Origin of the sequence: Ruminiclostridium sufflavum DSM 19573, assembly GCF_003208175.1 — a bacterium.
In the GTDB taxonomy this organism is placed as follows: Bacteria; Bacillota; Clostridia; order Acetivibrionales; family DSM-1351; genus Ruminiclostridium; species Ruminiclostridium sufflavum.
Genome location: NZ_QKMR01000022.1, coordinates 20,577 through 45,471 on the forward strand (window position 1 = coordinate 20,577; position 24,895 = coordinate 45,471).

22 protein-coding genes are annotated in these 24,895 nt (G+C 39.1%); 11 read left to right on the forward strand and 11 right to left on the reverse strand.

Annotation, left to right across the window (positions count from 1 at the left end; all coding sequences use genetic code 11):
- Positions 1-96 precede the first annotated feature (96 nt).
- From cobS to LY28_RS15440, 8 genes are all read right to left on the reverse strand, one after another.
- Positions 97-849, reverse strand: coding sequence for an adenosylcobinamide-GDP ribazoletransferase (cobS, locus tag LY28_RS15405; RefSeq protein ID WP_278303784.1), 753 nt, complete (start codon positions 847-849; stop codon positions 97-99).
- A 114-nt stretch (positions 850-963) separates the two neighbouring features.
- Entirely contained in the window at positions 964-1,521 is a 558-nt protein-coding gene (gene cobU, locus LY28_RS15410; RefSeq protein ID WP_110463076.1) for a bifunctional adenosylcobinamide kinase/adenosylcobinamide-phosphate guanylyltransferase, read from the reverse strand.
- Positions 1,522-1,599: 78 nt separating this feature from the next.
- Positions 1,600-2,787, reverse strand: coding sequence for a phosphopentomutase (locus LY28_RS15415; RefSeq protein ID WP_110463077.1), 1,188 nt, complete (start codon positions 2,785-2,787; stop codon positions 1,600-1,602).
- A gap of 169 nt (positions 2,788-2,956) precedes the next feature.
- Entirely contained in the window at positions 2,957-4,255 is a 1,299-nt protein-coding gene (locus tag LY28_RS15420; RefSeq protein ID WP_110463078.1) for a FecR family protein, read from the reverse strand.
- 190 nt (positions 4,256-4,445) lie between these two features.
- Positions 4,446-6,029 carry an S-layer homology domain-containing protein gene (locus tag LY28_RS15425; protein WP_110463079.1) on the reverse strand — a complete coding sequence of 528 codons (1,584 nt, stop codon included), beginning with the start codon at positions 6,027-6,029 and terminating at the stop codon, positions 4,446-4,448.
- Between the two features lie 86 nt (positions 6,030-6,115).
- On the reverse strand, positions 6,116-6,802 hold the full coding sequence (locus tag LY28_RS15430) for a DUF3307 domain-containing protein (protein ID WP_110463080.1): 687 nt from the start codon (positions 6,800-6,802) through the stop codon (positions 6,116-6,118).
- 25 nt (positions 6,803-6,827) lie between these two features.
- Complete coding sequence (locus LY28_RS15435) at positions 6,828-8,663, reverse strand: adenylate/guanylate cyclase domain-containing protein (RefSeq protein WP_110463081.1); 1,836 nt, start codon at positions 8,661-8,663, stop codon at positions 6,828-6,830.
- Between the two features lie 26 nt (positions 8,664-8,689).
- Entirely contained in the window at positions 8,690-9,865 is a 1,176-nt protein-coding gene (locus LY28_RS15440; protein WP_110463082.1) for a GAF and HD-GYP domain-containing protein, read from the reverse strand.
- A 534-nt stretch (positions 9,866-10,399) separates the two neighbouring features.
- On the opposite strand from LY28_RS15440, the gene LY28_RS15445 reads away from it, so the two are divergent.
- Positions 10,400-11,737, forward strand: coding sequence for a CapA family protein (locus LY28_RS15445; protein WP_110463083.1), 1,338 nt, complete (start codon positions 10,400-10,402; stop codon positions 11,735-11,737).
- 143 nt (positions 11,738-11,880) lie between these two features.
- On the opposite strand, the gene LY28_RS15450 is transcribed toward LY28_RS15445, so the two are convergent.
- Positions 11,881-12,897 (reverse strand): nucleoid-associated protein, encoded by a 1,017-nt coding sequence (locus LY28_RS15450; RefSeq protein ID WP_110463084.1) that lies wholly within the window; start codon positions 12,895-12,897, stop codon positions 11,881-11,883.
- A 298-nt stretch (positions 12,898-13,195) separates the two neighbouring features.
- Between LY28_RS15450 and LY28_RS15455 the strand changes: the two genes are divergently transcribed.
- Positions 13,196-13,891, forward strand: coding sequence for a tetratricopeptide repeat protein (locus LY28_RS15455; protein ID WP_242981349.1), 696 nt, complete (start codon positions 13,196-13,198; stop codon positions 13,889-13,891).
- A 26-nt stretch (positions 13,892-13,917) separates the two neighbouring features.
- On the opposite strand, the gene LY28_RS15460 is transcribed toward LY28_RS15455, so the two are convergent.
- Positions 13,918-14,607, reverse strand: a complete 690-nt coding sequence (locus tag LY28_RS15460) for an SGNH/GDSL hydrolase family protein (RefSeq protein ID WP_242981350.1) — start codon at positions 14,605-14,607, stop codon at positions 13,918-13,920.
- A gap of 414 nt (positions 14,608-15,021) precedes the next feature.
- Between LY28_RS15460 and LY28_RS15465 the strand changes: the two genes are divergently transcribed.
- From LY28_RS15465 to trpA, 9 genes are all read left to right on the forward strand, one after another.
- The gene (locus tag LY28_RS15465; protein WP_110463086.1) at positions 15,022-15,621 is read left to right on the forward strand and encodes a DUF1836 domain-containing protein; all 600 of its coding nucleotides are present in this window, start codon (positions 15,022-15,024) and stop codon (positions 15,619-15,621) included.
- Positions 15,622-15,705: 84 nt separating this feature from the next.
- Positions 15,706-16,326 carry a sporulation membrane protein YtaF gene (gene ytaF / locus LY28_RS15470; protein WP_242981365.1) on the forward strand — a complete coding sequence of 207 codons (621 nt, stop codon included), beginning with the start codon at positions 15,706-15,708 and terminating at the stop codon, positions 16,324-16,326.
- A gap of 562 nt (positions 16,327-16,888) precedes the next feature.
- The gene (gene trpE / locus LY28_RS15475) at positions 16,889-18,358 is read left to right on the forward strand and encodes an anthranilate synthase component I (RefSeq protein ID WP_110463088.1); all 1,470 of its coding nucleotides are present in this window, start codon (positions 16,889-16,891) and stop codon (positions 18,356-18,358) included.
- Positions 18,358-18,939, forward strand: coding sequence for an anthranilate synthase component II (locus LY28_RS15480; RefSeq protein WP_110463089.1), 582 nt, complete (start codon positions 18,358-18,360; stop codon positions 18,937-18,939). The genes trpE and LY28_RS15480 overlap by 1 nt, the downstream gene beginning before the upstream one ends.
- Complete coding sequence (gene trpD / locus LY28_RS15485; protein ID WP_110463090.1) at positions 18,936-19,949, forward strand: anthranilate phosphoribosyltransferase; 1,014 nt, start codon at positions 18,936-18,938, stop codon at positions 19,947-19,949. Before LY28_RS15480 ends, trpD begins: the two co-directional genes overlap by 4 nt.
- Before the next feature lie 24 nt (positions 19,950-19,973).
- On the forward strand, positions 19,974-20,753 hold the full coding sequence (gene trpC, locus LY28_RS15490; protein ID WP_110463091.1) for an indole-3-glycerol phosphate synthase TrpC: 780 nt from the start codon (positions 19,974-19,976) through the stop codon (positions 20,751-20,753).
- Positions 20,754-20,813: 60 nt separating this feature from the next.
- Complete coding sequence (locus LY28_RS15495) at positions 20,814-21,428, forward strand: phosphoribosylanthranilate isomerase (protein ID WP_110463119.1); 615 nt, start codon at positions 20,814-20,816, stop codon at positions 21,426-21,428.
- Between the two features lie 36 nt (positions 21,429-21,464).
- On the forward strand, positions 21,465-22,649 hold the full coding sequence (gene trpB / locus LY28_RS15500; RefSeq protein ID WP_110463092.1) for a tryptophan synthase subunit beta: 1,185 nt from the start codon (positions 21,465-21,467) through the stop codon (positions 22,647-22,649).
- Positions 22,642-23,412 (forward strand): tryptophan synthase subunit alpha, encoded by a 771-nt coding sequence (gene trpA / locus LY28_RS15505; RefSeq protein ID WP_110463093.1) that lies wholly within the window; start codon positions 22,642-22,644, stop codon positions 23,410-23,412. Before trpB ends, trpA begins: the two co-directional genes overlap by 8 nt.
- A gap of 148 nt (positions 23,413-23,560) precedes the next feature.
- Here the strand turns inward: trpA and LY28_RS15510 are convergent, their stop codons facing one another.
- Entirely contained in the window at positions 23,561-24,859 is a 1,299-nt protein-coding gene (locus LY28_RS15510) for a hexokinase family protein (RefSeq protein ID WP_110463094.1), read from the reverse strand.
- Between the last annotated feature and the right edge of the window lie 36 nt (positions 24,860-24,895).

The window sequence follows — 24,895 nt, forward strand, 5'->3', positions numbered from 1 at the left end:
GTACTATTAGGATTATGCTCTTTTTTTATAAAATTATGTACTTTCATTGCACTAAATTTATAATGCGGGCATCTGTGTAAACCGGCCAAACAAACACTATCCTAAAAATGCACATGAAAAGATAAGAAATATGCACTGATTAAGTTCACAAACCGCACCGAGCATATCTCCTGTTGCTCCGCCAATTTTCCTGCTGAATGCTTTTATAAGCAAGAAAGCACTTACAGGAGGCAGCGCTAATGCAATCCACATTTTGAAGTCAAGGGTCAATAAGCTAATAATAACATATATCAGTAAGCCAAAAATTAATTCTTTTATGCCGCAAAAGTCAATAAATGACTTTCCCAGACCTTCCTCCTTACGTGCATAGGTAGAAACCGCAGAACTTACAAGCGACCCTGCTCTTCCTGTCATCGGCATTAATATTATTATCCGGAAAAAATATGTATCGCTTACCTGAGACAGCGCAGCATAATCTAAAAGCAGAACACTGACTATCACAAGCACCGCATTTGTTCCGACTCTGCTGTCTCTCATTATCTCCAGAATACGTTCCCTGGTTCTGTTAGAAAAAAGTCCGTCAAAGGTATCTCCCAAGCCATCCAGATGAAGTCCCCCCGTAATTGCAATATAAAGAACCAAAATGACAGCAGCAGTCATAGACCTTGAAAATATATGCAGCAATACGAAGGAAGCGGTCCCTAATAAAGCCCCTATAACTAACCCGACTAACGGAGCAAAAACCAATCCCTTTCCGTAATCCTCAGCACTTGCCCCAAGCCTTAAATTAATTGGTATTCTTGTGAAAAACTGCAGCATAAGTACAATTCTTTTAATTGCTGCTTTCAAAACTTTGTTCCACCTCTCTGTATATTCTGGGCCTTTCTCGCAAATATTCATGTTTTTCTGCCAAAAGCGGGCTAAAGCCGTTTGGCTTCCACAGTCAAACGGCAATTCATAAAACTATTTTATTTTCATAGGTATTCCGGAAACACAAAAGTAAACCTCGTCAGCCGCTCTTGCAAGCATCTGATTCACTCTGCCTGAAATATCCCTGAAATCCCTTCCCATAACAGCTGCAGGCACAACGCCAAGTCCCGTTTCATTAGTTACAAGAATAAACAAGGCTTCTGTCATTTTTGACAGGCTTATAATTCTTTCAATCTGATGCTGAATCAAATCCTCGATTTCCTCAACCTTATCTCTTGTCAGACTGTCCCAATCACAGGCCTCTTCCAGCATAAGATTTGTAATCATTATAGTAATGCAGTCCAAAAGTACTGTATCCTTATCCTGCAAAACATTTAAGATTGCCGTATCCAAATTCTTATATTCCTCAAGAGTATCCCACTCAGAAGGTCTTCGTGCCTTATGCTTGGCTATTCTCTGCTTCATTTCTTCATCAATGGGCTTTGAGGTTGCCACATAAAGCACCTTCCGACCCCATTCTTTTGCTTTTTCTTCCGCAAATGTGCTCTTGCCGCTGCGGGCACCGCCAGTTATCAATATCAGCTTTGACATTCTATACTTCTAAACCTCATCCTTTATAATATTTTAATTAAATAGAGCCCTCATGTGGAACCCCTGATAAAATATGAACTATACCTTGCTTAAAATAATTTTTTGATAGAAGCTCTCTCCATCAAAATCATTTTCAATTCCAAATATATCAGCTATAGTACTGGCAATATCGGAAAAGGTCTTTCTTGTCCCTAAGTCTATATCCTGCTTAATGCTGTGTCCGAAAAGCAAAACCGGAACATGTTCTCTTGAATGGTCTGTACTGTCAGTAGTGGGATCGCAGCCGTGGTCAGCTGTAATAATCAATAAATCGTCCTCTCTCATTGAGGAAATAATCTCAGGAAGGCGTTTGTCAAACTCCTCAAGAGCCTGCTTATAGCCTTCGGCATTATTTCTGTGTCCATAAAGCATATCGAAATCCACCAGATTAGTAAAAATAATGCCTTTATTTTGTTTTTTCATATATTTCAGTGTAACGTCCACGCCATTCATATTATTTTTGGTATGCTCTGCTTCAGTAATTCCTTTTTTAGAAAATATGTCTTCAATTTTTCCTACAGCTATGACATCCAACCCCTTTTGCTTAACCTTGTCTAAAATAGTATCAGCTATAGGTTCAGCGGCAAAATCCCGTCTGTTGGCAGTACGTGTGAAATTACCGGGTTGCCCTATAAATGGTCTGGCTATTACCCGTCCAACCATATTCTCCCCTTGAAGCATATCTCTGGCAATCTGGCATATTCTGTACAGCTCTTCAATAGGAACAACCTCTTCATGTGCAGCTATCTGAAAAACACTGTCAGCAGAGGTGTAAACTATAAGCTTGCCTGTTTTCACATGCTCCTCGCCAAATTCCTTTATTATCTCTGTTCCCGACGCAGCACAATTGGCAAGCACTCCCCGTCCTGTCAGCTTCTCAAATCTATCCAGTATATCATTAGAAAAACCGTCAGGGTATGTGGGAAACGGATAATCAAGATGTAATCCTGCTATTTCCCAATGTCCTGTTATTGTATCCTTTCCTTTGGATACCTCTGCCATTCTTCCATAGCAGCCTTCAACCTTTTCGGGCACAGACAGGTAGTTGATACCTTCTATCTTTCCAATTCCGAGTCTGCTCATATTGGGTATATTAATGGCTCCGCATGCCTTTACAATGTTTCCGACAGTATTGCTTCCAATATCTCCATATTCACCTGCATCGGGAAGCTCGCCTACGCCTACGCTATCCAACACTATTAAAATAACTCTATTTATGGTTTCCATAATTTTGCTTCTCCTTATCTTTATTTATAATTAAAATGTATTTAAATTAAAATACATTACATATTACAATTTAACACAATTACTAATCAAATAAAAGGGACAGTTATTTTGTAAATGTACTTGCATACATAAACAAAAACTGTCCCCTGTATTATAATTTAGAAAAATACTATCTGCTCTCTTCCAGCCACTTTTGTATTTGTTCCAATATAGAGCCGCCATAGTCAAGGCCTTGATTTCCATTGTTTTTCCCGTTGTTGTTCCATTTTGGCGGATTTCCTCCATTTCCGCTGCTGCCATTTCCGCTGTTATTCCAGCTTGGCGGATTTCCCGAATTGCCTGCACTGTCATTGGCATTACCATTGCTGCCGGAATTAGTATTATTGTTACTTCCGCTGTCATTCCCGTTTTGCGTATTTCCTGAATTCTCTGTATTGCCATTAGCGTTACCGCTGCTGCTGCCGGAATTCGTATTATTGGTATTTCCGCTGTCATTCCCATTTTGTGTATTCTCCGAATTTTCTGTATTGCCACCGGCATTGCCGCTGCCGTCAGAATTTGTATTATTTGAACTTCCGCTTGGCGTATTCCCCGAATTTCCTGCATTGCCATTAGCGTTACCGCTGCTGCCGGAATTTATATCGTCTTTGCCATTCTCATTATTGCTGGCCTCTGCGGAGTCATAACTGTTTAAAGCCTCTTTCTCCTTAAGCTCTTTCTCTCGCTTTTCTGATTTTTCAACAACCTCTTCGAGAGTTGTGCCCTCTCTTTTCAACACCTCACTTATATTCTCTTTCAGCTGGGCATTGTTTACTATTTCTGCCAATTCAAACGGACTTAAATCCTTAGTGTCCAATTCCCCCACAACAGGTAAATTTTCTTCTGTATATTCGGCGGTACTTGCCTTATGGTTCATTTCAACATATACCTTTAAAGTCTCATCTTTTGATGTTGCAAAAGCCACAGTCCCACCTAAAACAGTTAATTCTGTCTCATTGGTTCTGTTTTCGGACGCCGCAATACCGACAACAAAGGTAGTCCCTCTTACACCCATTACGGCATTTGGCGTCCTGACATTATATGTGGAATTCTGAGTTAATTTTTTCTTTATATCATTGTATATTTTGCCGCTTGTAAGGCTGATATTTATGTTTCCGTTTGTGTCAGTACCATTTATATTGCTTATAGTAATAATGGTAGATGAATCCATCTTAACCACCTTATCGCTGTCAATTTCGATATATGCAATGGAATCTGCGCCCGTTTTGACAGTATCTCCCTCTTTAAGCCTCATTCCTTTATATACTTTTATACTTGTCCTTCCCCTTGTTACGGTAACTGTGCCGGTATAATCATAAATCTTTGCAGTCCTTCCCTCCGCCGCCAATGCAGGTACCAGCTGAATTGAAGTTACAATAAAAAGTATCGCCATAATCATGGATACCAGCTTTATAGAATGACTTCTCATAATCCGCCCCCTTGATGAACAAAGTTAACGTAAAGTATATTACCGAATAGTTAATTTTTAACAGATCTCTTTGCACTATTCTGAACTTAAAGCAACACTATATATATAATTTGTTTTTACGATAGTAACCGATAGCGCTCGACAAAGCACGTGTACATATATTGACATAATTTGCATTTATAATTACAGTTTAATCCCATTTCCAACTTGTGTCAATATTTATCAGTCTTATTTTTGAATTAAAGGTATCACTTACATAAACCTTATCACCATTTACCAGAACGTCCGACGGCTCATTAAAGGATGAAGCCCTCGAAATGCCTGAAAAGTACGCTGCCTCACCATTGCCTGCCAAGGTAATGACAGAAGTGCTTGTTATTGCTCTTATCCTATGATTTCCGGTATCCGCAACAAAAATTATCCCATTATCATTAACATCAATTCCTCCCGGAAAATTGAATCTTGCCTGTGTCCTTATTCCATCCGCATACCCGCCTTCTATGCAGTCAGTCCCTTCCAGCAAGCTGTCTCCTGCTCCCGCTATTGTTGACACAATCCCCTTTTCAATTTTTCTGATTCTCTGATTGCCGCTGTCAGATACATACAGGACTCCATTTTTATCCAAGGCCAACCCCACAGGCTTGTTAAACAACGCATTTTCCGCCGGTCCATCCTTTAACCCGGATTTTGACTGCATCCCGGCAAACGTGGTTACCTCGCTTTTTTGCATGTCAATATATCTTATACAATTGTTTTGAGTATCCGCGACATAAATATTCCATGCTTCATCAAAAACAAGGTCTGACGGCTTATTAAACATTGCTGCTTCAAGCTTTCCATCCCTGTATCCCGCTAATATCCCATTATTTAATGCTGCAACCTTTCCATTTGAAATAAGTCTGATAGAATTATTCTCAGTATCGGACACAAGGACCTCTCCCTTGGCATTCACAGCTGCAAACAAGGGTTTGTTAAAAAGCGCCTCATCCTTCCTTCCGTTAATATATCCGCCTATTGGTATCCCGTACAGGTCAATGCTGCTTGTCTGCTTCCCAGCAATTGTTTCAACCTTTTGATCTGAAATTCTTCGTATCAAATTATTATAGGAGTCCACAACGATTATCCCCTTATTTTTGTCTCTGCATAAGCCTACGGGTCTGAAAAAGTCAGTCTTTAAAACCTCCCCTTCTATATATCCGCTTTTAGCTGCCGCTAAATCAGTAACACTGTTTGAGGAAATAAAGCCTTTTTGAATCAGCTTACACACTATGACAATAGCTTCAGCAGCTGTAATCTCATTTTTGGGCATAAATTTTTTGTTTTTATAGCCAACCACAATACCCTGCTCCTGAAATGCCGATATATATGTATATGCATCAGAGGCTATATCCTGCCCGTCAATAAAGGAAACCTTACTGTAGGATTTGAGCCTGCATATTTTTCCGGCTGCAGTTACCGCTTCCTCACGTGTTATGCTGTTTTTTACGCCAGTATTATTAAAGGCCATCTGCCGGTAAAGCATATCTGCAGTTTCCTCGCTGACAGAACATGTTAAAAGTCTAAAATAATCTTCCTCGGAAATAGGCTTATCAAGAGCATTTAAGATTGAGCCCTGCTTTATGTAATCATTCAGCCTTTGTTCCTGTTTAGCTTCACTGATAAATTCTCTTGCCCACTGCTGAGCTTCCTTTGTCCCTGAAGCAATTCCCGTTTGGCATACCATAATTCCTGCAACAGCCAGTGAAATAATTCTACTCCTTTTATGTCCCCTCATATTCGTTGCCCTCCTTTTGAAAAATATTATACTAATCTCCACTTCGCCGATACAGCAGGCAAAATAAACAGTAATGAACCCTGCCGTTAATAATTCGTAAGAAATCTGAATACACAGGCAAAAGCTATATATATAACAGCCTTGAGCACAGCCTGCCTTGGAGAATACTTGAAATATTTAGTTTCAGCCAGATAAAAGGCGGTGGCAGCTATAGCAGATACTGCTGCTCCCGTTAATACATTAAAAAATGAAAGCACAGCAATTAGAACTATGAAAAAATCAAAAATCCGTTCATATTTAAGAAAAAAATTACATTGCGGCCTTTTTTCACATATATCACACAATATATTTTTTGTTATAACTGTAGATACATAAGTAATAATTATCAGATAATTACACATTCCAATATATTTTAATTTTATTACAGGCTCTTCAAGCATGTCTTTAAAGAATAGGTAGCAAATGATTATTACCAACAGATGAAGCATCTGATCTGCTATATTATGTATTGATTCATGCTTGCAGTACTTTTTAGTTTTCATTTTGGCATAATCAATGGCAAAATGGATTATCGAAATTGTTATTGCAGCCATCTCCCCAATCAGTCCATAATTGCCAAGAAATACAGCACTCGCAAAAAAAACTATAATCCCATGAGTAACAATTCCCCTTGCGGATTTTGCCTTTTTCTTTGCAATATTTGAGGTCTGCAATACATAGTCACCCATAAGGTGTGCAAAAATTAACAACATTAAAAAGTCTGTATTCTGCATTTGATTACCGCCTAAATATGTATTTTTAAGCCTTATTCACCAGCTTTAATTCCTTTTCCGCCTCTTCATCTTCCAGCCCGTCAAGCTGGTATACAGATACCGCCTCTCTTTTCCCTTTCAGAGGTATTACTCCTATGGAAGTAACCTTTGCATGGGTTTTCACTGCCTCATACACGCTTTCACTTATCAATATTTGTCCCGGCTCAGCATTACTTTCAAGTCTTTGAGCCGTATTTACCGTATCTCCAATGGCTGTATACTCCATTCTGAAGGAAGCTCCTATATTTCCCACAACTGCGGTACCATAATTAATACCGATACCGAAGGTTACCGCTGTTCCATATTGGGCTAAGCTTTCCTCGCTGAGAGCCTTGGCTCCCTTCATCATCTCCAGTGCTGCGCAGACAGCACTTAACACAGGATGCTCAATGTCAAGAGGCGCATTAAATACCGCCATAGTTGCATCTCCGATAAACTTATCCACTGTGCCTCCGAATTTAAAAATGGCAGTGGCGGTTAAATTTAAGTAATCATTAAGGACTTCCACAACCTGCTCCGGTTTTAACCGTTCCGACATAGTTGAAAACCCTCGGATATCTACAAAAAGAACTGCTATATCCCGTCTGACACCTCCCAGCTTGAGCTCATCTAAACCATCCTTCACAAGCGTTTCAACGACCTGAGGCGCGACATATTTTTTGAAGCTGTCAGTTATTCTTTTGCGTCTTGATATTTCAAGTATATAATTCCAAATCAAGCAAACAGAATATAGTAAAATCACTGCAAATAAATTGTAAATTATACTGATAATAATTCCATTTTTATAAAACAAAAGCGGTACAACGGCTCCCGAAAACAATGCTGCTAAAAATACCAGCGTTGCCAATTTTATATTTATTCTTCTGAAGCATATATACAGCAAAATTATCAAAGCAAGCAGAGCGGCAGTCTGTACAGCTCTGCCTGCTTCATGCTTAAATCTGTTATCTATCAGGCATTGAACGATATTCGCATGGATATCGGCTCCAAATAATTGATTATTATCAATCGGTGTAAAATAACCATCCTGCATCCCTGTACTATATGGGCCGACGATAACGATACCATCCTTAAATTCACTTGGCGGTATCTCTCCTGACAGCACCCGGGATAATGAATACCCTCCGAAATCCCCCGACGCATATTCAATATTCCACTGATTCCTGTAATCAAGCCTCGGCTCAGTTTTTAATGATATGTTATTTTTTCCGGCATACAGCTTATATATCTCATATGCAAAGCTGAAGTAATCCTTACCTTCATAGGATACTTCATGCAGGGATTTTCGTACCTTATTGTCCGACAGATCAGGAATGGTGTTAATAAAACCCTGTTTCGTGACATCCTTAAGCTCATCATAAGGCTGCTCTATTTTATCAACCACAAAAAAATCAAAGGAACCCGAATCGTTAATTTCCTTTCCAAAAACAACCTCGCTGGCGGCAACAACATTCCCGGCATCCTTTGCCGCCTGTGCCAGATATTGATCTCCCTGCCTGTCATCTTCCTTGTTTCCGAAGTACATAATGTCTATGCCTATGACAGCAGGTGCATTTTCAGGATCTGCATTAAGTGTATTTATCAAGTCCCCCATAATGCCTCTTGACCATGTTCCCCATGGTCCGATCTCATCAAGGGTCTCATTGTCAATGCCAATCACATATATATCCTGACTCCGCGCAGGGGAATGTACAGTGTACAAATAATCCTGCAAAGCTCTGTCTATAGCCCTTGCGCTATCAAAAAAGGATAAAAAGCCTATGATTATTATCAACGCAAACAATATCCACGTACGTTTTAAAAAGCCGAAAAGTCTATTCATTTTAACCCCTTGTATATTTGCTGTATTCAGTTCTGACCTTCAAAACACCTTACAAATGCATCAACAACTCTTTTATCATATTGAGTACCGGCACCTCTTATCAATTCGGCGACAGCCGCCTCCTCCGGGAACTCTTTCCTGTATGGCCTGTTGCTTGTCATTGCGTCAAAGGTATCAGCAACAGCAATTATTCTTGCAAACAATGGAATTTCCTCCCCCTTCAGGCTTTCACAATAGCCCTTTCCGTCATACCTTTCATGATGATACTTAACACCGTAAACTATATCCGGATTGGTTTTGCTTATTTGTTCCAGAATCTTTGCCCCCTTAATAACATGCGTTTTCATTTCTTCAAACTCTTCCTTTGTTAATTTCTGCTTACTGTTTAATATACTGTCCCTTATCCCTATTTTTCCAACATCATGCAGTACTGCGGCATAACGAAGGCTTACCAGCTCCTCAAATTCCAGTCCAAGCTCCTTCCCAATCATTACAGAATACTCCGCCACCCTCGTGCAATGTCCCTGTGTATATTCATCCCGCGCATCTATGGCATTTGCGATAGTTTGTATGGAATCATTAAACAGCTCCTGCATATAGCTGTAAACCCTTGCTTTTTCAAGATTTGGAGCAATCTGCTTATCAATGAGCATCTCCATGGTTTCCTCATCGGCTTTGCTGAAATATCTTCCGTTTTGTTTATTTATCATCTGCAAAACTGCAACCAATTTGCCGTCAAATATTATTGGCATCGTCAGAAAAGATTTCTCATTAAGACCGAAATTCTTTGCAACCTCTCGATTTCTGAAACGCTTATCCTTATCCACATCCCTTATATTCAAGGTTTTTTTGTATGTAGCAACCCAACCTGCAATAAAGCTGTCATCTATTTTAAACCTCAGTTCTTTTAGCAAAGAACCCTTTTCTCCAAGAGCAACACCGAAATATAATTCTTTTGTTTCATCATTAACAAAGTAAAGTGAACAAGCTTCTGCCTGCACCTGCTGCTTTGCAACCTCCATAATTCTTTGAATAAGCTTTTGTTGAGCTCCCGATGACATATTTATGCCTGCCAGGCTTACAAGCTCCATTTTATTTAATTTTTTCCTGTACCTCCAGATTACAGCTAGTAAAATTATAATAATTATTGCAAAGAAAGCATATATTAAATTTCCGGCATTATTTCCAGTAAATATGTCCATATTTATACCTCTTCCCTGCAGAATTTGCCCAATCCAAACTGCGGAAAACAGCCCGCTTAAAAGCTTAATTCACCCGAAAAGCGACCCATATTGCTTTCGATATTTTATCGCATAAAGGCTTGAACAGTAATTAACTTTATTTAACCGCCGTATATGTCGAATTATACTTATATATATCTTCGTCTTTAGTAATTATATATATTATAATATAAATTCTACCATATTCTGATATTCCTATACAATATTCTTAATATTATCATCACTAATTATAATATTTCAGAAATATTAATTTTTAAGTATATTTATACCAGTAATATCCTAATTTATGATATAGTATTAGTGGTCTTTAGTTTAAATCTGCTTCTATTTTAATTATAAAGGATTTTGTGCTGAGATTAAGTTTTGATAAAAATCAAATACTATTCCAAAAGCAATTTTTTTAGCTTTGAATTATGCGCGCACCCCTGCGAAGCAGAGGTTCTCCACTGAGTTCCTTAATAAAATTTTGTGCCGATACTCGGCGTGGAGGTTAAAATGAAATCTAACAAAAGTATTTTCAAGCATACATTGATAGTATTAAGCATCATTTGCTGCTTATTGATTGCAGCAGTTTCCATAATGTATGCTTTCAGTAATCCTGACTTAGCGACTTCCTACAGGACGGATACTGCTGAAAATTATGCAGGCAAAGATGTAGGCACTCCTTCTTCAAATACTTCTGCCGCCGATTCCTCCTATGCCTGTGACTCAAGCGGCAATTCACCCGACTCATCAGGACAAGCGGCAAATACAGCTGTCAATGACACGGCATCCCCCTCAAGGGAGGTTCCGGCTGCATCTGTTACAATATCAGCAGTAGGAGATATAATGGCTCACCAATCAAACCTGAATAATGCCTATAATCCCAAGACAGGAACTTATGATTTTAACGGCTTTTTGGAGTATGTAACTCCTTACCTGAAAAATTCAGATTTAACAATAGGTAATTTTGAAACTGTAACCGCAGGAGCTGAGTCAGGGTACACAAGCTTTCCCAAATTCAACACCCCTGATGCTATATTGACTGCTTTGTCAAATTCAGGCTTTGACGTTTTATCTACTGCAAATAATCATTGCCTTGACAGAGGTATAAACGGCTTAACCAGAACTATTAAAAAAATCAGCGGAAACAAAATGATAAATGTAGGCAGCTCTGCTGACGGAAAGAATAAGTATATAACAAAGGAAATAAACGGAATAAAAGTCAGTATTCTTGCTTATACCTATGGCTTTAACGGTAATGATGCAAAGCTCAGTTCAAAACAAAAAAGTACATATTTATGCCCATTAAACGAAGTCCACATTAAAAATGATATAGCTGCTGTAAAAGCCAAGGGAACTGATGCCGTAATTGTTGTTATTCATTGGGGTACTGAATACCAAAGAAAGCCCAGCACCTCTCAAACCTCACTTTCCAGAAAAATGTTGTCTTGGGGCGCCGATATAATACTGGGTTCCCATCCTCATGTTATTCAGAAATCAGAAATAGTAAGGGTAAATGATAAAAATAAATTCGTAATATATTCAACAGGTAATTTCATTTCAGGCTACAGGCGAACAGACAGAAATGACAGACCAAATAAAATATACACCGAAGACGGTGTTATTGTCAGCCTTAAAATCGAAAAAGATCCAAAGGGAGGCATAATATTAAAAAACGCAGATTATATACCGACCTGGGTTGAAAAAAACTACATAAACAACAGGCCTGTATTCAAAATAATCCCAATACCTGATGCAAATATTGACGAACCTTATATTACCGATAAGAACAGAGAGCTTGTAAAACAGTCCTATAAAAACACCATGGGTATAATGGCAGAATTGAAATAATCCTTTGACTATGGCAAGCCCTGTTAAGGAACCCTTCCTTTGCAGGACTTGCTTAAAGTCAATTACTATCGGCTAAAAAACCGATTCCATCGGCCGATAGTTTGGGTTCAACCGTAATTGACTTTATAAGCCTTGTCAAAAACCTACTGTTTATTTGTAATTTTGCTTACATTCTTTATGATTATGGATATGGAACCATCCGGATTATTTGTAAACTCAATCATATCACTATTATCATAATAACTGAGCGGAAAATTTATTTCTATTCCCGTATCTGTTTTTATTTTGTGCGTTTTAAATTTTCTCTCAGCTATTTTTTGAGGAATCTGAATTGCCTCTTCTGTGAGGCCTGCTTTCTGTATCTCCTGAATATATTCCTTACGGACCTCCAGATTTGTTTCAAACATATCCTCTGCAATCTTTTCAACACTTACCTTATTATTGTCCTCAATATTTTGAGAAACAACATTTTTAAGCTTTGCAACCTTATCGAAGTCCTCATCATAGTATTTTTTATTTATTTTCTTCGTAACCTTGTCAATAATTTTCATTTTTTCATTATCAGATAAATCAGTTGTACAATCCAAAAAATACTTTGACAGATAATATTCCTTAACGCCGTTAATTTCATATGCTTTCTCTATAAGCTTTATCCCGCCGGTTTCCAGATTTATGAGGACTGCTTCATCCAGCTTTTGCCCCTCTGCCGGAAGTAAAGTCTTATGCCTGATAATAGAATTTGTATTTCCCTCTTCCATTTTATTTACCAGGTGCGTAAAACCTGTCTTGTAATTTAACTTTAATATGCCATAGTATTTTTCATCATTTATAGTGAGCAAGCAGCATATTAAATCTCCTGAAATAATATCCACATTTTTAAGCATTATATCAAAAATCATATTGGCAATTTCCTTGCTTGCCGATGCAAAATTATTTTTATCAGTGCCCACTGCCTGACACAAATCTCTCGCAGTATTCATGTCCCCGGTAAACATCGCCTTCTTCAAATTCGGGTCATCCAATATTTTATTAATATGCTTCTCTAAAAACTCTGAAATATCTCCATCTATATAAAGTCCATTATTTGACAGCACCGGAAAACTTATGGAGGTGTCTAAAATATGTAAAACAGCAGTTTTAATTTGAATGTCGTATTCCATCTGAAAGGCTCTCCTCTTTTTTAGAAATTTGTAGGAAAGTCAATTACTATCGTCGCGAAGGCTTTGACCTTAATTGACTTTAGTACTATTATAGCAAAATAATCTGATAAATATATATATTATTATATGATTTACCCGGTGCTCAAACCTATTCTTAAAACTAAATTTAATTTTTTCCGGCTCAATCAAATAAAATAAGCAGGGCATGGACATAAGCTGTGAATACAAGTATACTTATAAATTGAATAATATTATGTGAAATTCAATTTAATCATTATTGATTTGGGAGGGAAGAACAATGATGTTCGGTAGGTTTTCATCACAAATTTTTTCACTAAAGGCCAGCCTTGCATTCCAAAAGGGCAATATTCAGGAAACAATTGATTTGCTGGGCAAGGCATACAAAACAGGCAAGGCTAAAGCATCCGTGGTTTCAACCTATGGATATATGCTTTTAAAATACGGAAAGCTTGAAGAAGCCATAAAAATATTTACAGAGCAGCTCTCTTCTTCAACTCTTTCAGATACAGACAGATTTAATGTCCAGTCAAATTATGCTCTTGCGCTATGGAAAAACGGGCAGCTTGACGATGCGATTTCCTTGCTTGAAAAAGTAATAGCCAAATTTAAAAACACAAATATTTACGGCAGTCTGGGATACCTATACAACCTCAAAGGAAATCTTGAGAAAGCGTTAAGCTTCAACCTTGAGGCATATGACTACAACAGCACCAACGGAATAATACTGGACAACTTAGGTGAAACCTATTATCTTCTTGATGATTTTGAAAATGCTCAAAGGGTATTTAAGGAGCTCATGACTCTGAACCCAAAATTCCCCGAAGCCTATTATGATTATGCTCTTGTATATGAGAAAACCGGAGACAAGGAAAAATGTATAGAATATCTGAAAAAAGCCATGCAGTACAAGCCAAATTACCTGTCTGCCATTACTGCGGAGGATATAGAAGATAGGCTGAAAAAAATGGAGTAGGCCATGCCTTCTCCATTTTGATTACACTAAAATGAAAACGCCAAAAATGACTCAAGTATTTTTCTTTGTCCTTTTTCATTAGGATGAATTCCATCTGCACAAAAATGAGAACTGTAGTTATTGCTGATTAGAAAGCTCTCTCTTACATTTAAAAGCCTGCAGTTATTCTGGCGTGCTATCCACTCCGCAGCATTGTTATAGGCTTCCTGCCAGCGATATATTTTTGCCACATCACCAAGCCAATGCAGTATATTTTCTTTGTTGAGTCCTCTGGAAATCCAGTTAAAATAACGTTCAGGCTCCAATGGAGGCAGATTCATCATTATAGGCGTAATACCTTTTTTCTTGAACATATCTATCATATTTTGCAGGGAACACTTAAAATTGTCTATTGTGGTTTTTGGCTGATGCAAGGCATCCGGCTTTTTTGCTATCTCACACCAATTAAAATCGCAATCATTTCCTCCAAATTCAATAATAACTATATCATTTTTACTCAACTGCTGCCTGTCAATGGATGCTGTTATCCTGTCAAGTGCCCGTGTGGAGGTCATTCCGAAATGAGCATTATTTCTTACAGTACACCCTGTTATCTCGGCAAAGCTATTTATACAATTATTTTCCATAACCTTATACTTTCCTTTTTGCTCGTCTAAAATAACTCCTTTTAATATGGAGTCACCCCATATTGTAATGTTTTTATCGGCTAACTGCATTATATCACCTTCCGTATAATCTATTTTTTACAGTATCTATTGTTATATACACTATTTAAAATCAATTGCTCCACAAATCAAACCGAGCCATGTCACCAGTTCTTTAGCCAATAATAATTGACTCCTGAACCTGCACTTATTTTCCTGCCTCTTAAAGCTTATTATTGCCATATCTGCTTTTCATTATTATTTAATATGTAATTATTCTATCAATTACAACATAGCATCATCTAGTTTCTATAACTATATTATATATTGTAGCTGTATTTGTCAAGTAGTTTAGCTAATTATATTGTAATTGGAATTGATTATGTTATAATTTATGTAAAAGCAGGTTTCACGGCTTTGTTTACAGGTGTACTTTTTAATTTTATATATAACACCTTGTCCAAAGTATCAATCAGGAGGTATTAATTGAGTACTGATAATTTGAATTCTACAAAACAGGAGCTAAATGATTTTTCCGGTATTCTGAGTTCTTATAAGACAGAAGTCTGGTCAAGCTTTCCCGGCATAGATTTATATATGGATCAGGTCGTTACCTATCTGGAGAAGCTTCTGAATACTTTTAATGATGATGATAAAAACAAGGTTATTACATCCAGCATGGTAAATAACTACGTAAAAGAAGGCTATCTTAAACGGCCGGTAAATAAAAAATATGACAGGGTTCATTTAGTTTCACTTTATATTATGTCAATGCTGAAGCCTATTTTGCCTATCTCTCTTATTGCCGGTTCTCTTCAGAATTTTGAAAATGAGCAAAAATATCGGATATTTTTTGAAGAATTCACCACAATGCAGGATGAAGCCTTCAACAACGTATCCCATAAGCTTGCGGCTGCCTTGAACCAGATAACTGATGATAAGGATTATGAAACAGCTCTTAGACTTTTTGCATTACAGCTTACCAGTGAGGCAAATGCACACAGAATAGCCGCAGAAAAAATTCTTGAGACACTGAATAAAAATAATAATTCTGCAAAAATATCCGATAAGGAGAAAAATAAATAACAGGCTAAGCACTTAAAATTTTGATTAAAGACATGCACTAATGACCTTTCAGGTAAATATACTGCCTAGTGAGGTGATTCATTGGTGCATTTTCTTTCATTGCTTTTACTATGTTTAGCTCCGAATCTCGACAACATGGCAATAGGTCTGGCTTACGGCGCCAGAAAAATAAGTGTCCCACCAAAATCAAATCTTGCTATAGCACTATTTTCAGGGTTTGCTATTTTTATTTCCAGTCTTTGCGGGAGTCTGCTTGCCAATTATATTCCCAGTTATCTGGGCAATATTATTGGAGGCTCTATTGTGAGTATCATGGGTATTTATACAATACTCAGCTATTTGCATACCGAAATAAAAAAAAAGAGGGTTCTTGAAAACAGCCATATATATATGGGCAGCATAAGAGCAGTAATGAGCGATCCGGTTATTGCAGATAAGGACTACTCCGGGGATATTTCACTGAAAGAATCTATTTTGCTGGGCATCGCACTCGCTCTGAATTGTTTGGGAACAGGCTTCGGAGCCGGCATGGCAGGAGTAAATATATATATTCTGACAGCGGCTGTAATAGTTTTCAGCTTTTTTACAATTTCCTTCGGTGCCTTTATAGGCAGACGTTATGCCGCGCAGCTGCTTGGTGACAGGGCAACACTCCTCTCAGGCTTAATACTGCTATCTGTAGGCACTTACCAAATTTTTCTTTAATACTCCGAGCTATTTTTAGTTTTTCGTAGCAAATTACAGGCTATAAAATAAAAATTGCATTACTGGTTATAAATGTATATAAATTTTATTGACAACAGCTGAATATAATGTTACCATTTATTTAATTAAATATCTGCCCTTTAAACCGTTGAAGTGGAGATAACGATGCAACGTGCACTTACAGAGAGCGAGTAAAGCTGAGAGTCTCGCAGAACGCAGTACATCAAATGGACCACTGAGGGCGCAGTCAAATGAAGGTTTACTTTCAAAGTATTCTGCGACGTAGCACATACGTTACATGTGGGAAATATGTTGGTATTTCTTTAAGAGTGTAAGTTTTTTTCTTACAAAGCAAGGTGGCACCGCGGGTGAAATATATGCACTCGTCCTTGACAATATATAGTCAATGGGCGGGTTTTTTATTTTTCCGAGCTATGTGCGGCCATATTTTTGCTTAGCCCGGCGTGAGTTAAAAGTTATAAAAGCGATGAATAAGAAAGCATTTATTTTATGACCTCACGCTAAAGGAAACAAATCTTATACTTTTAAAGGAGTGGTAATCATGTACAAACCAAGCTTCAGTGAAGCAAAAAAAATATCAGAAGGCTATACAATTATACCGGTAAGCTGCGAAATATTTGCCGATACAAAAACCCCTATAGCTGTATTGCAAAGCATCAAGGCAATAAGTTCACAATATTACCTGCTGGAAAGCGTTGAAAACGGTGAAAAATGGGGACGCTATTCATTTTTAGGCTTCAATCCGATTGTTGAGCTCAAGTGCAAAGATGGCGTGCTTGATATCAAAGGCACCTCCCATGTTTCTCATATGAATACCGATGACCCCGGCAGCCAGATCAGATCGGTCCTCAGTCAGTACAAAAGTCCCCGGCTTGAATATTTGCCCCCCTTCACAGGAGGCTTTGCAGGCTATTTTGCATACGACTATATCAAATACAGCGAAGAAACCTTAAAGCTTAGTGCAGTGGACGACACCCAATTTTATGATGTGGACCTGATGTTATTTGACAAGGTTATAGCTTTTGACCATTTTAAGCAAAAAATAATTGTAATTATAAATATAAGGACTGATAATCTTGAGGAAAACTATGAAAAAGGCATCCTTGAGCTTGAAAATATTATTAATTTAATTAATAGTTATGTACCTGCCACCTCCTCTCCTTCCAGACTTTTATCTCCCTTTACCCCTGCTTTCAGCAAGGAGGAGTACTGCGAAATAGTAAAAAAAGTTAAGCATTATATTTATGAGGGAGATATTTTCCAAGCAGTTCCATCAAATCGCAGGGCTGCCGACTTTGAAGGCAGTCTCTTCGATACTTACAGAACCCTGAGGACCACAAATCCCTCTCCCTACATGTTTTTTCTTAAGTTTGATGATGTTGAAATCACCGGAACTTCTCCCGAAACACTTATCAAGCTTGAAGACGGAAACCTGTCCACCTTTCCTATAGCCGGAACAAGGCCACGTGGGAATTCCGAAGAGGCTGATTCCCGTCTGATCGAACAGCTTCTCAGCGACGAAAAGGAGCTTTCCGAGCATAATATGCTGGTAGATTTGGGACGCAACGACCTTGGCAAAATAAGTGAATTTGGTTCTGTAGAAGTTAAGGACTACTTAAGTATCCGAAAGTATTCTCACGTAATTCATATTGAATCAAAGGTTACAGGAAAGCTTCGTAAAGGGCTGGATCAGCTTGATGCCATATCTGCCCTGCTGCCGGCGGGAACTCTGTCCGGTGCTCCTAAAATACGCGCCTGCCAGATAATTAACGAGGTAGAAGGCCATAAAAGGGGAATTTACGGCGGTGCTATAGGATATATAGATTTTACGGGAAATATGGATACCTGCATAGCAATCAGAATGGCTGTTCTGAAGAATAACAAGGTATACGTCCAATCCGGCGGAGGTATCGTTGCAGACAGTGTACCTGAAACCGAATATGCAGAGACTGCGCATAAAGCACAGGCAATTATTAATGCCATAGAAGCATCTGTAAGGGGGATAAAATAATGATATTACTTATTGATAATTACGACAGCTTTTCATACAATCTTTTTCAGCTTGTGGGTGTAATAAACAGCAATATTAAAGTCATAAGGAATGACCAAATGACACTTGCAGAAATTGAGGCTTTGCAGCCATCCTATATCATCCTGTCCCCCGGACCGGGACGTCCAAAGGATGCAGGCATCTGCGAAGAAGTAATCTCTTATTTTTGCGGCAAGGTTCCCATTCTGGGAGTATGTCTCGGCCATCAGGCTATTTGTGAGGTTTTTGGCGGAACAATCACTTATGCAAAGGTGCTTATGCATGGCAGAGTATCTTCTGTGCATATAGCTAACGGAAGCGCTCTTTTCAAAGGTCTTCCTCCCATTATTGACGGTGCCAGATACCACTCCCTTGCAGTGTCCCGTTCCTCATTGCCGGATGAACTGCTGGTTATCGCAGAGGACAGCAATGGTGAAGTTATGGGAGTCAAGCATAAAGATTATGAATTGTATGGGGTTCAATTTCACCCTGAATCTATTTTAACTCCAAACGGCAAATGCATTTTAGAGAATTTTCTTAAAACAGGAGGTAATGAGCAATGATACAGGAAGCCATTTATGATGTGATAAACAAAAAAAATCTTTCTATTGACGTGACAAAATCTGTAATGCAAGAAATTATGGAAGGCCGTGCCACCAATGCACAGATTGCCTCCTTCCTTACTGCCATGCGCATGAAGGGTGAAACAATCAACGAAATAACCGGCTGTGCAAGTGTTATGAGAGAAAAAAGCCTTCGAATAAATCCAAATAAAGACGTTCTTGATATTGTAGGCACAGGAGGAGATGAAGCCTTCACATTTAACATTTCAACAGTTTCATCATTTATAATATCAGCAGGCGGAGTGCCTGTCGCAAAGCACGGCAACCGCTCTGTTTCGAGTAAGTGCGGAAGTGCCGATGTTCTGGAGGCTCTTGGAATAAATATATCCCTCAACGCTGAGCAAAGCTCAAAAATTCTTGATGAAATAGGTATATGCTTTATGTTTGCACCAACCTATCATGCTTCTATGAAGTATGCCGCACCCGTCCGCAAGGAAATGTCTGTAAGAACTATTTTTAACATACTCGGCCCCCTTTCCAATCCCGCCGGAGCAAATATGCAGCTGTTGGGAGTATATGATGAGAATCTGGTTGAACCTCTTGCACAAGTGCTTCTGAACCTTGGAATTAAACGGGCAATGGTAGTGCATGGTCATGACGGCCTCGATGAAGTTACTCTTTGTGACGTTACAACAGTATGCGAGGTTAATAACGGAAAGCTCAACAGCTTCTTTATGGCACCCGAGCAGCTTGGTCTGGAAAGATGTATCCCGGAAGATTTGGTGGGAGGCACTCCTAAGGAAAATGCCAATATTGCCATAGACATATTATCCGGCAGAAAAGGACCCAAACGGGACATCGTTGTTTTAAACTCTGCACTGTGCTTGTATATGGCACATAATGAGGTTACTCTCCGCGAATGTTTAAAAACAGCTGAAAATCTAATTGACAGCGGTGCCGCCATAGCTAAGCTCAACAAATTCATTCAGCTGTCAAATTCTCAAAATTAACCGGTGAAAGGAAGGCTTATCAGAATGATACTTAATAAAATAGTTGAATATACAAAAATAAGACTTGAAACAGCAAAAGCCATTAACTCACTCGAAAACCTAAAGGCTAACTCAAAAAAATTCCAAACCTTTTTACCTTTTACTTTCGAAAATGCTCTGAAAACAAAAGATATTGCATTCATATGTGAAGTAAAAAAAGCTTCCCCGTCAAAGGGTATAATTGCAGAGCATTTCCCATATATTCAGATTGCCAAGGAATATGAAAAGGCAGGTGCCAATGCGGTATCCGTTCTTACAGAGCCTCATTATTTTATGGGAAGCAACGAATACTTAAGGGAAATAAAGAAGCAGATATCTGTTCCTGTTCTCAGAAAGGACTTTATTATCGACCCTTATCAGATATATGAGGCGCAGCTTATTGGCGCTGATGCGGTTCTCCTGATATGCTCCCTTCTGGATACAAATCAGCTGAAGGAATACATTAAAATCGCCGATAGTCTTGGACTTTCCTGCCTCGTAGAAGCCCATGACGAAGCAGAGCTTTATAGTGCATTAGAAGCAGATGCCAGAATAATAGGCGTTAACAATCGGGATTTAAAAACCTTTGAGGTTGATATCGGCATCAGCGCAAAACTCAGGAAGCTTGTGCCCGGCAATAAAACATTTGTATCTGAAAGCGGAATTAAAACGCCGTCCGACATTTCCGTTCTTCGCCAAAACGGTACAAATGCAGTGCTTATAGGAGAAACCCTTATGAAAAGCGGGAATATTACCTGTGAGCTGGAAAAACTGAAAGCCGGCTGAAAATTTTTACCTATAGATTTAAAAAGGAGGCAATCCCATGAGTGCATGGCATGAATGTTTATGACTAAAATAAAAATTTGCGGTCTGACCAGAATGCAGGATATTGAGTTTGCAAATGAGGCTATGCCTGATTACATCGGCTTTGTTTTTGCAAAAAGCCGAAGGCAGGTAGATTATAATAATGCCTTGCTTCTCAGAAAGGCATTAGACAACAGAATAAAAGCGGTAGGAGTTTTCGTAAACGAAAAAATAAGCACTGTCAAGCAGCTGTGCAGCTCCGGTATTATAGACTATGTCCAGCTTCATGGTGATGAAAATCAGGAATATATAAATCTGCTCAGGCAGGAAGTGCAGAAACCGGTAATAAAGGCTGTCAGAGTCAAGGATTCTTCCTCACTGGAATGGGCAGGGCAGCTGTCCTGCGACTTTCTGCTGCTGGACACCTACTCGGATAAGGAATACGGCGGAACAGGCAAAAGCTTTGACTGGGAATTATCAAATTTAATAACGAAGCCTTTCTTTCTTGCAGGAGGTATAAGCGCCGTCAATGTAAAATCAGCAATTGAAAGCTCAAAGCCATACTGTCTGGATGTCAGCAGCGGTGTGGAAACAAACGGCATCAAAGACAGAGAAAAGATTTTAGAGCTGGTAGGTCTTATAAGAAATTCTTTATAAATAAAAAATAAACATCCTATAAGGAGGGTGAAAAAAATGACTGATGGAAGATACGGCAAGCACGGCGGTCAATATATTCCCGAAATTCTTATGAATGCAATAATTGAGTTGGAAAAAAGCTATAATTACTACAAAAACGATCCCGGCTTTAATAATGAACTGACCGCACTGCTGAAGGACTACGCCGGCAGACCTTCCCTTCTGTATTACGCCAAAAATATGACAGAGGATCTGGGAGGTGCTAAAATTTATCTAAAAAGAGAAGACTTGAATCACACCGGTTCACATAAAATTAACAATGTATTGGGGCAGATATTACTTGCCAAAAAAATGGGCAAAAAGCGGGTAATCGCCGAAACAGGTGCTGGGCAGCATGGCGTGGCTACTGCTACCGTAGCTGCCTTAATGGGTTTGGAGTGTGAAATATTTATGGGGCTTGAGGATACTGGACGCCAAGCCCTTAATGTTTTCAGAATGGAGCTTTTAGGTGCAAAGGTTCATGCTGTAACCAGCGGAACCCAAACATTAAAGGATGCGGTAAATGAAACCCTGCGAGAGTGGGCAACACGCGTTGATGACACACATTATGTCATGGGCTCGGTTATGGGGCCTCATCCCTTCCCAATGATAGTACGCGATTTCCAGAGCATAATAGGCAAGGAAGTAAAAGAACAAATACTTGAGCTTGAGGGCAGGCTGCCTGATGCAGCAATTGCATGTGTTGGAGGCGGAAGCAATGCCATGGGCCTTTTCTATGATTTTATCAAGGAGCCGTCTGTCGAGCTGATTGGCTGTGAAGCGGCAGGAAGCGGTATTGATACCGGCTATCATGCGGCGACAATTGCGAAAGGACAGCTGGGAATATTCCACGGTATGAAGTCATATTTCTGTCAGGATGAGCATGGCCAGATTGCGCCTGTATATTCTATATCCGCAGGTCTTGACTATCCGGGTATCGGCCCGGAGCATGCTTACCTGCATGATACTCACCGTGCAAAATATGTGCCTGTGACAGATGCCGAGGCTATTCACGCCTTTGAATATCTGTCCAAAACCGAAGGTATTATTCCTGCTATAGAAAGCTCACATGCCGTTGCTTATGCCCTGAAGCTGGCACCTGAGCTGTCCTCGGAGAAAATCATAGTCATATGTCTTTCAGGCCGCGGAGATAAAGATGTCGCAGCAATAGCAAAATATATGGGGGTGAACATAAATGAGTAAAATTGAAGCTGCATTTGCAAAAGGCAAGGCTTTTATAGGTTTTTTAACAGCCGGAGACCCAACTCTTGAAAAAACCGAGGAATTCATATTGTCAATGACAGAAGCGGGAGCTGACCTGATAGAAATAGGCATTCCCTTCTCAGACCCTATTGCAGAGGGTGAAGTTATTCAAAGAGCCAATGTCCGGGCTCTATCCGTCAATACAACTCTTGACCGGATTTTCGGCATGGTTAAAGGTATCCGCTTAAAAACCCAGATTCCAATTGTCTTCTTAACTTATTTGAATCCCGTATTCACATACGGCTATGATCACTTTTTCAGAGAATGCGGCAGCAGCGGTGTGGATGGCGTAATAATACCGGACATTCCATATGAGGAAAAAGGAGAGCTCACCCCTTTCAGTGAAAAATACGGCATTGATATGATTTCATTAATCGCGCCAACCTCAAGGGAAAGAATTGAAAAAATAGCCGGCAGTGCACAGGGTTATATTTATTGTGTTTCTTCAATGGGGGTGACCGGAGTTCGAAATGAAATTAAAACAGACCTTTCTTCCATCTTGTCTGATATCAGAGCTGCAACTAATGTGCCGACAGCTGTAGGCTTTGGTATATCAACACCTGAGCAGGCTGCCCAAATAAGCACATATGCCGACGGAATTATTGTCGGCAGCGCAATAGTTAAAATAATCGAAAAATACGGTAACGATGCGGCAAAGCACTTGTATGAATATGTATTCTCCATGAAAAAGGCAATGGCATAATTTGCCTCATTGTATAAGCTTTCCCCATTAACATTCCAATAAATAACAAGGAGTATACTGCTTGAGTGTGAATATGCAGGTATACTCCTTTATTTATTCTTAAACGGCAGCTATTGACTTCAAAAGCCTGCAGCTGAATAAGAACTCCTTATCTCTGGGTTACAGCCACAGCCGCCGCTATAGCAGCGCCTAAACCGGAGCCGTCCTTAACAAGCTTTATATCAATATTTGCAGCATCTTCTCCCAATGCGTCCTTAAAGGCATCTTCCATAAGCTTTGGTGCCTTTGGCATTTTTTCGTAAATGGTTCCGTCAATTGCAATAACATGCTTGCTCTTTACTTCCGTCCCTTTATTCTCTTGATGGAAAAGCACCCCTAAGTATGAGCTTGCCACTATTCTGACTGCTCTTTTCAAAACTGCCTCAGAAACAGCTTTTATTATCTGTGCATCCTCCGATGAGCAATTATACTGAACTTCACTTTTTGTAGGATAAAGTATGAAGTTTTCCACTGTAAGCGCATTAAAGCCCTGAGCAAAAAAATCATTTGAATCAACATCATCTCCGGCAAATAATTCTTTGCTGTTAAATAAATCAAGGCATATTTCTTTCACAAGGCTTCCCATATAGTACCCGGAAACCATCTTCTCCAAAAGCTGTGAACCCGGAATCTGGCTGTTTTCATCTATTTTTCTGTCATATTTGGTAACAGGCAGCCCTATATTGTAATTGCCCGATTCAAGGTTTACTATCATCTTCCCGCCGTTAAGCGGGTGATTGTTTTCAAGATAGCAGGTATTATGCCCGGTTCCCATGATAGCGCCTATATCAGCAGCCTGATAGCTGTACATTGCAACCAATAATGTACCCACTGTATCATTTATCAGTGCAACAGGCTCAATATTTACATTTCTTTCTTCAAGAGCCTCCGCCAGAAGCTTGTTTATGTTTTGTCCGACTACTCCCTCAGTGGCAATTTCCTTTGTCCAATTTATAAGATATGCTTCATTAATAGCTTCCTGCCTGCAAGGGAAAGAAAATGTATTCCCAAGATACATATGCCCGTCTTGCTCCGTTATGCTTGCCATACATTCGGCAATAAAACCGAAAAGCTGCTTCGCACTGACACTGGACTTGGTAAGGTCATAGTTTTTCTCCTTGCTTATAAGCTTTTCTTTTTTTTCAGCAAGTGTCTCAAAGCTGCCATTGTCTATTTTAAACTTCGTGCACCTCAAATTGGTTCCGCCCATATCCATTGTCATGAAAGTACCTTTTTCTTTTCCGGTAGGCTTTCCAACATATGACGGTATCATTTTAAGGCACGTTTTTTCACCCCTCAGGCCCTCTTCCATGGTCTTCTTAAACAGCATTGCCATACTAAGCATACTTTCCCTATCAATCTCAAATGAACTTAAAACCTCATTTACAGCCTCACTATACAAACCCATTGCGGCACCTCTTATATTATAATTTAAGTATTCTAT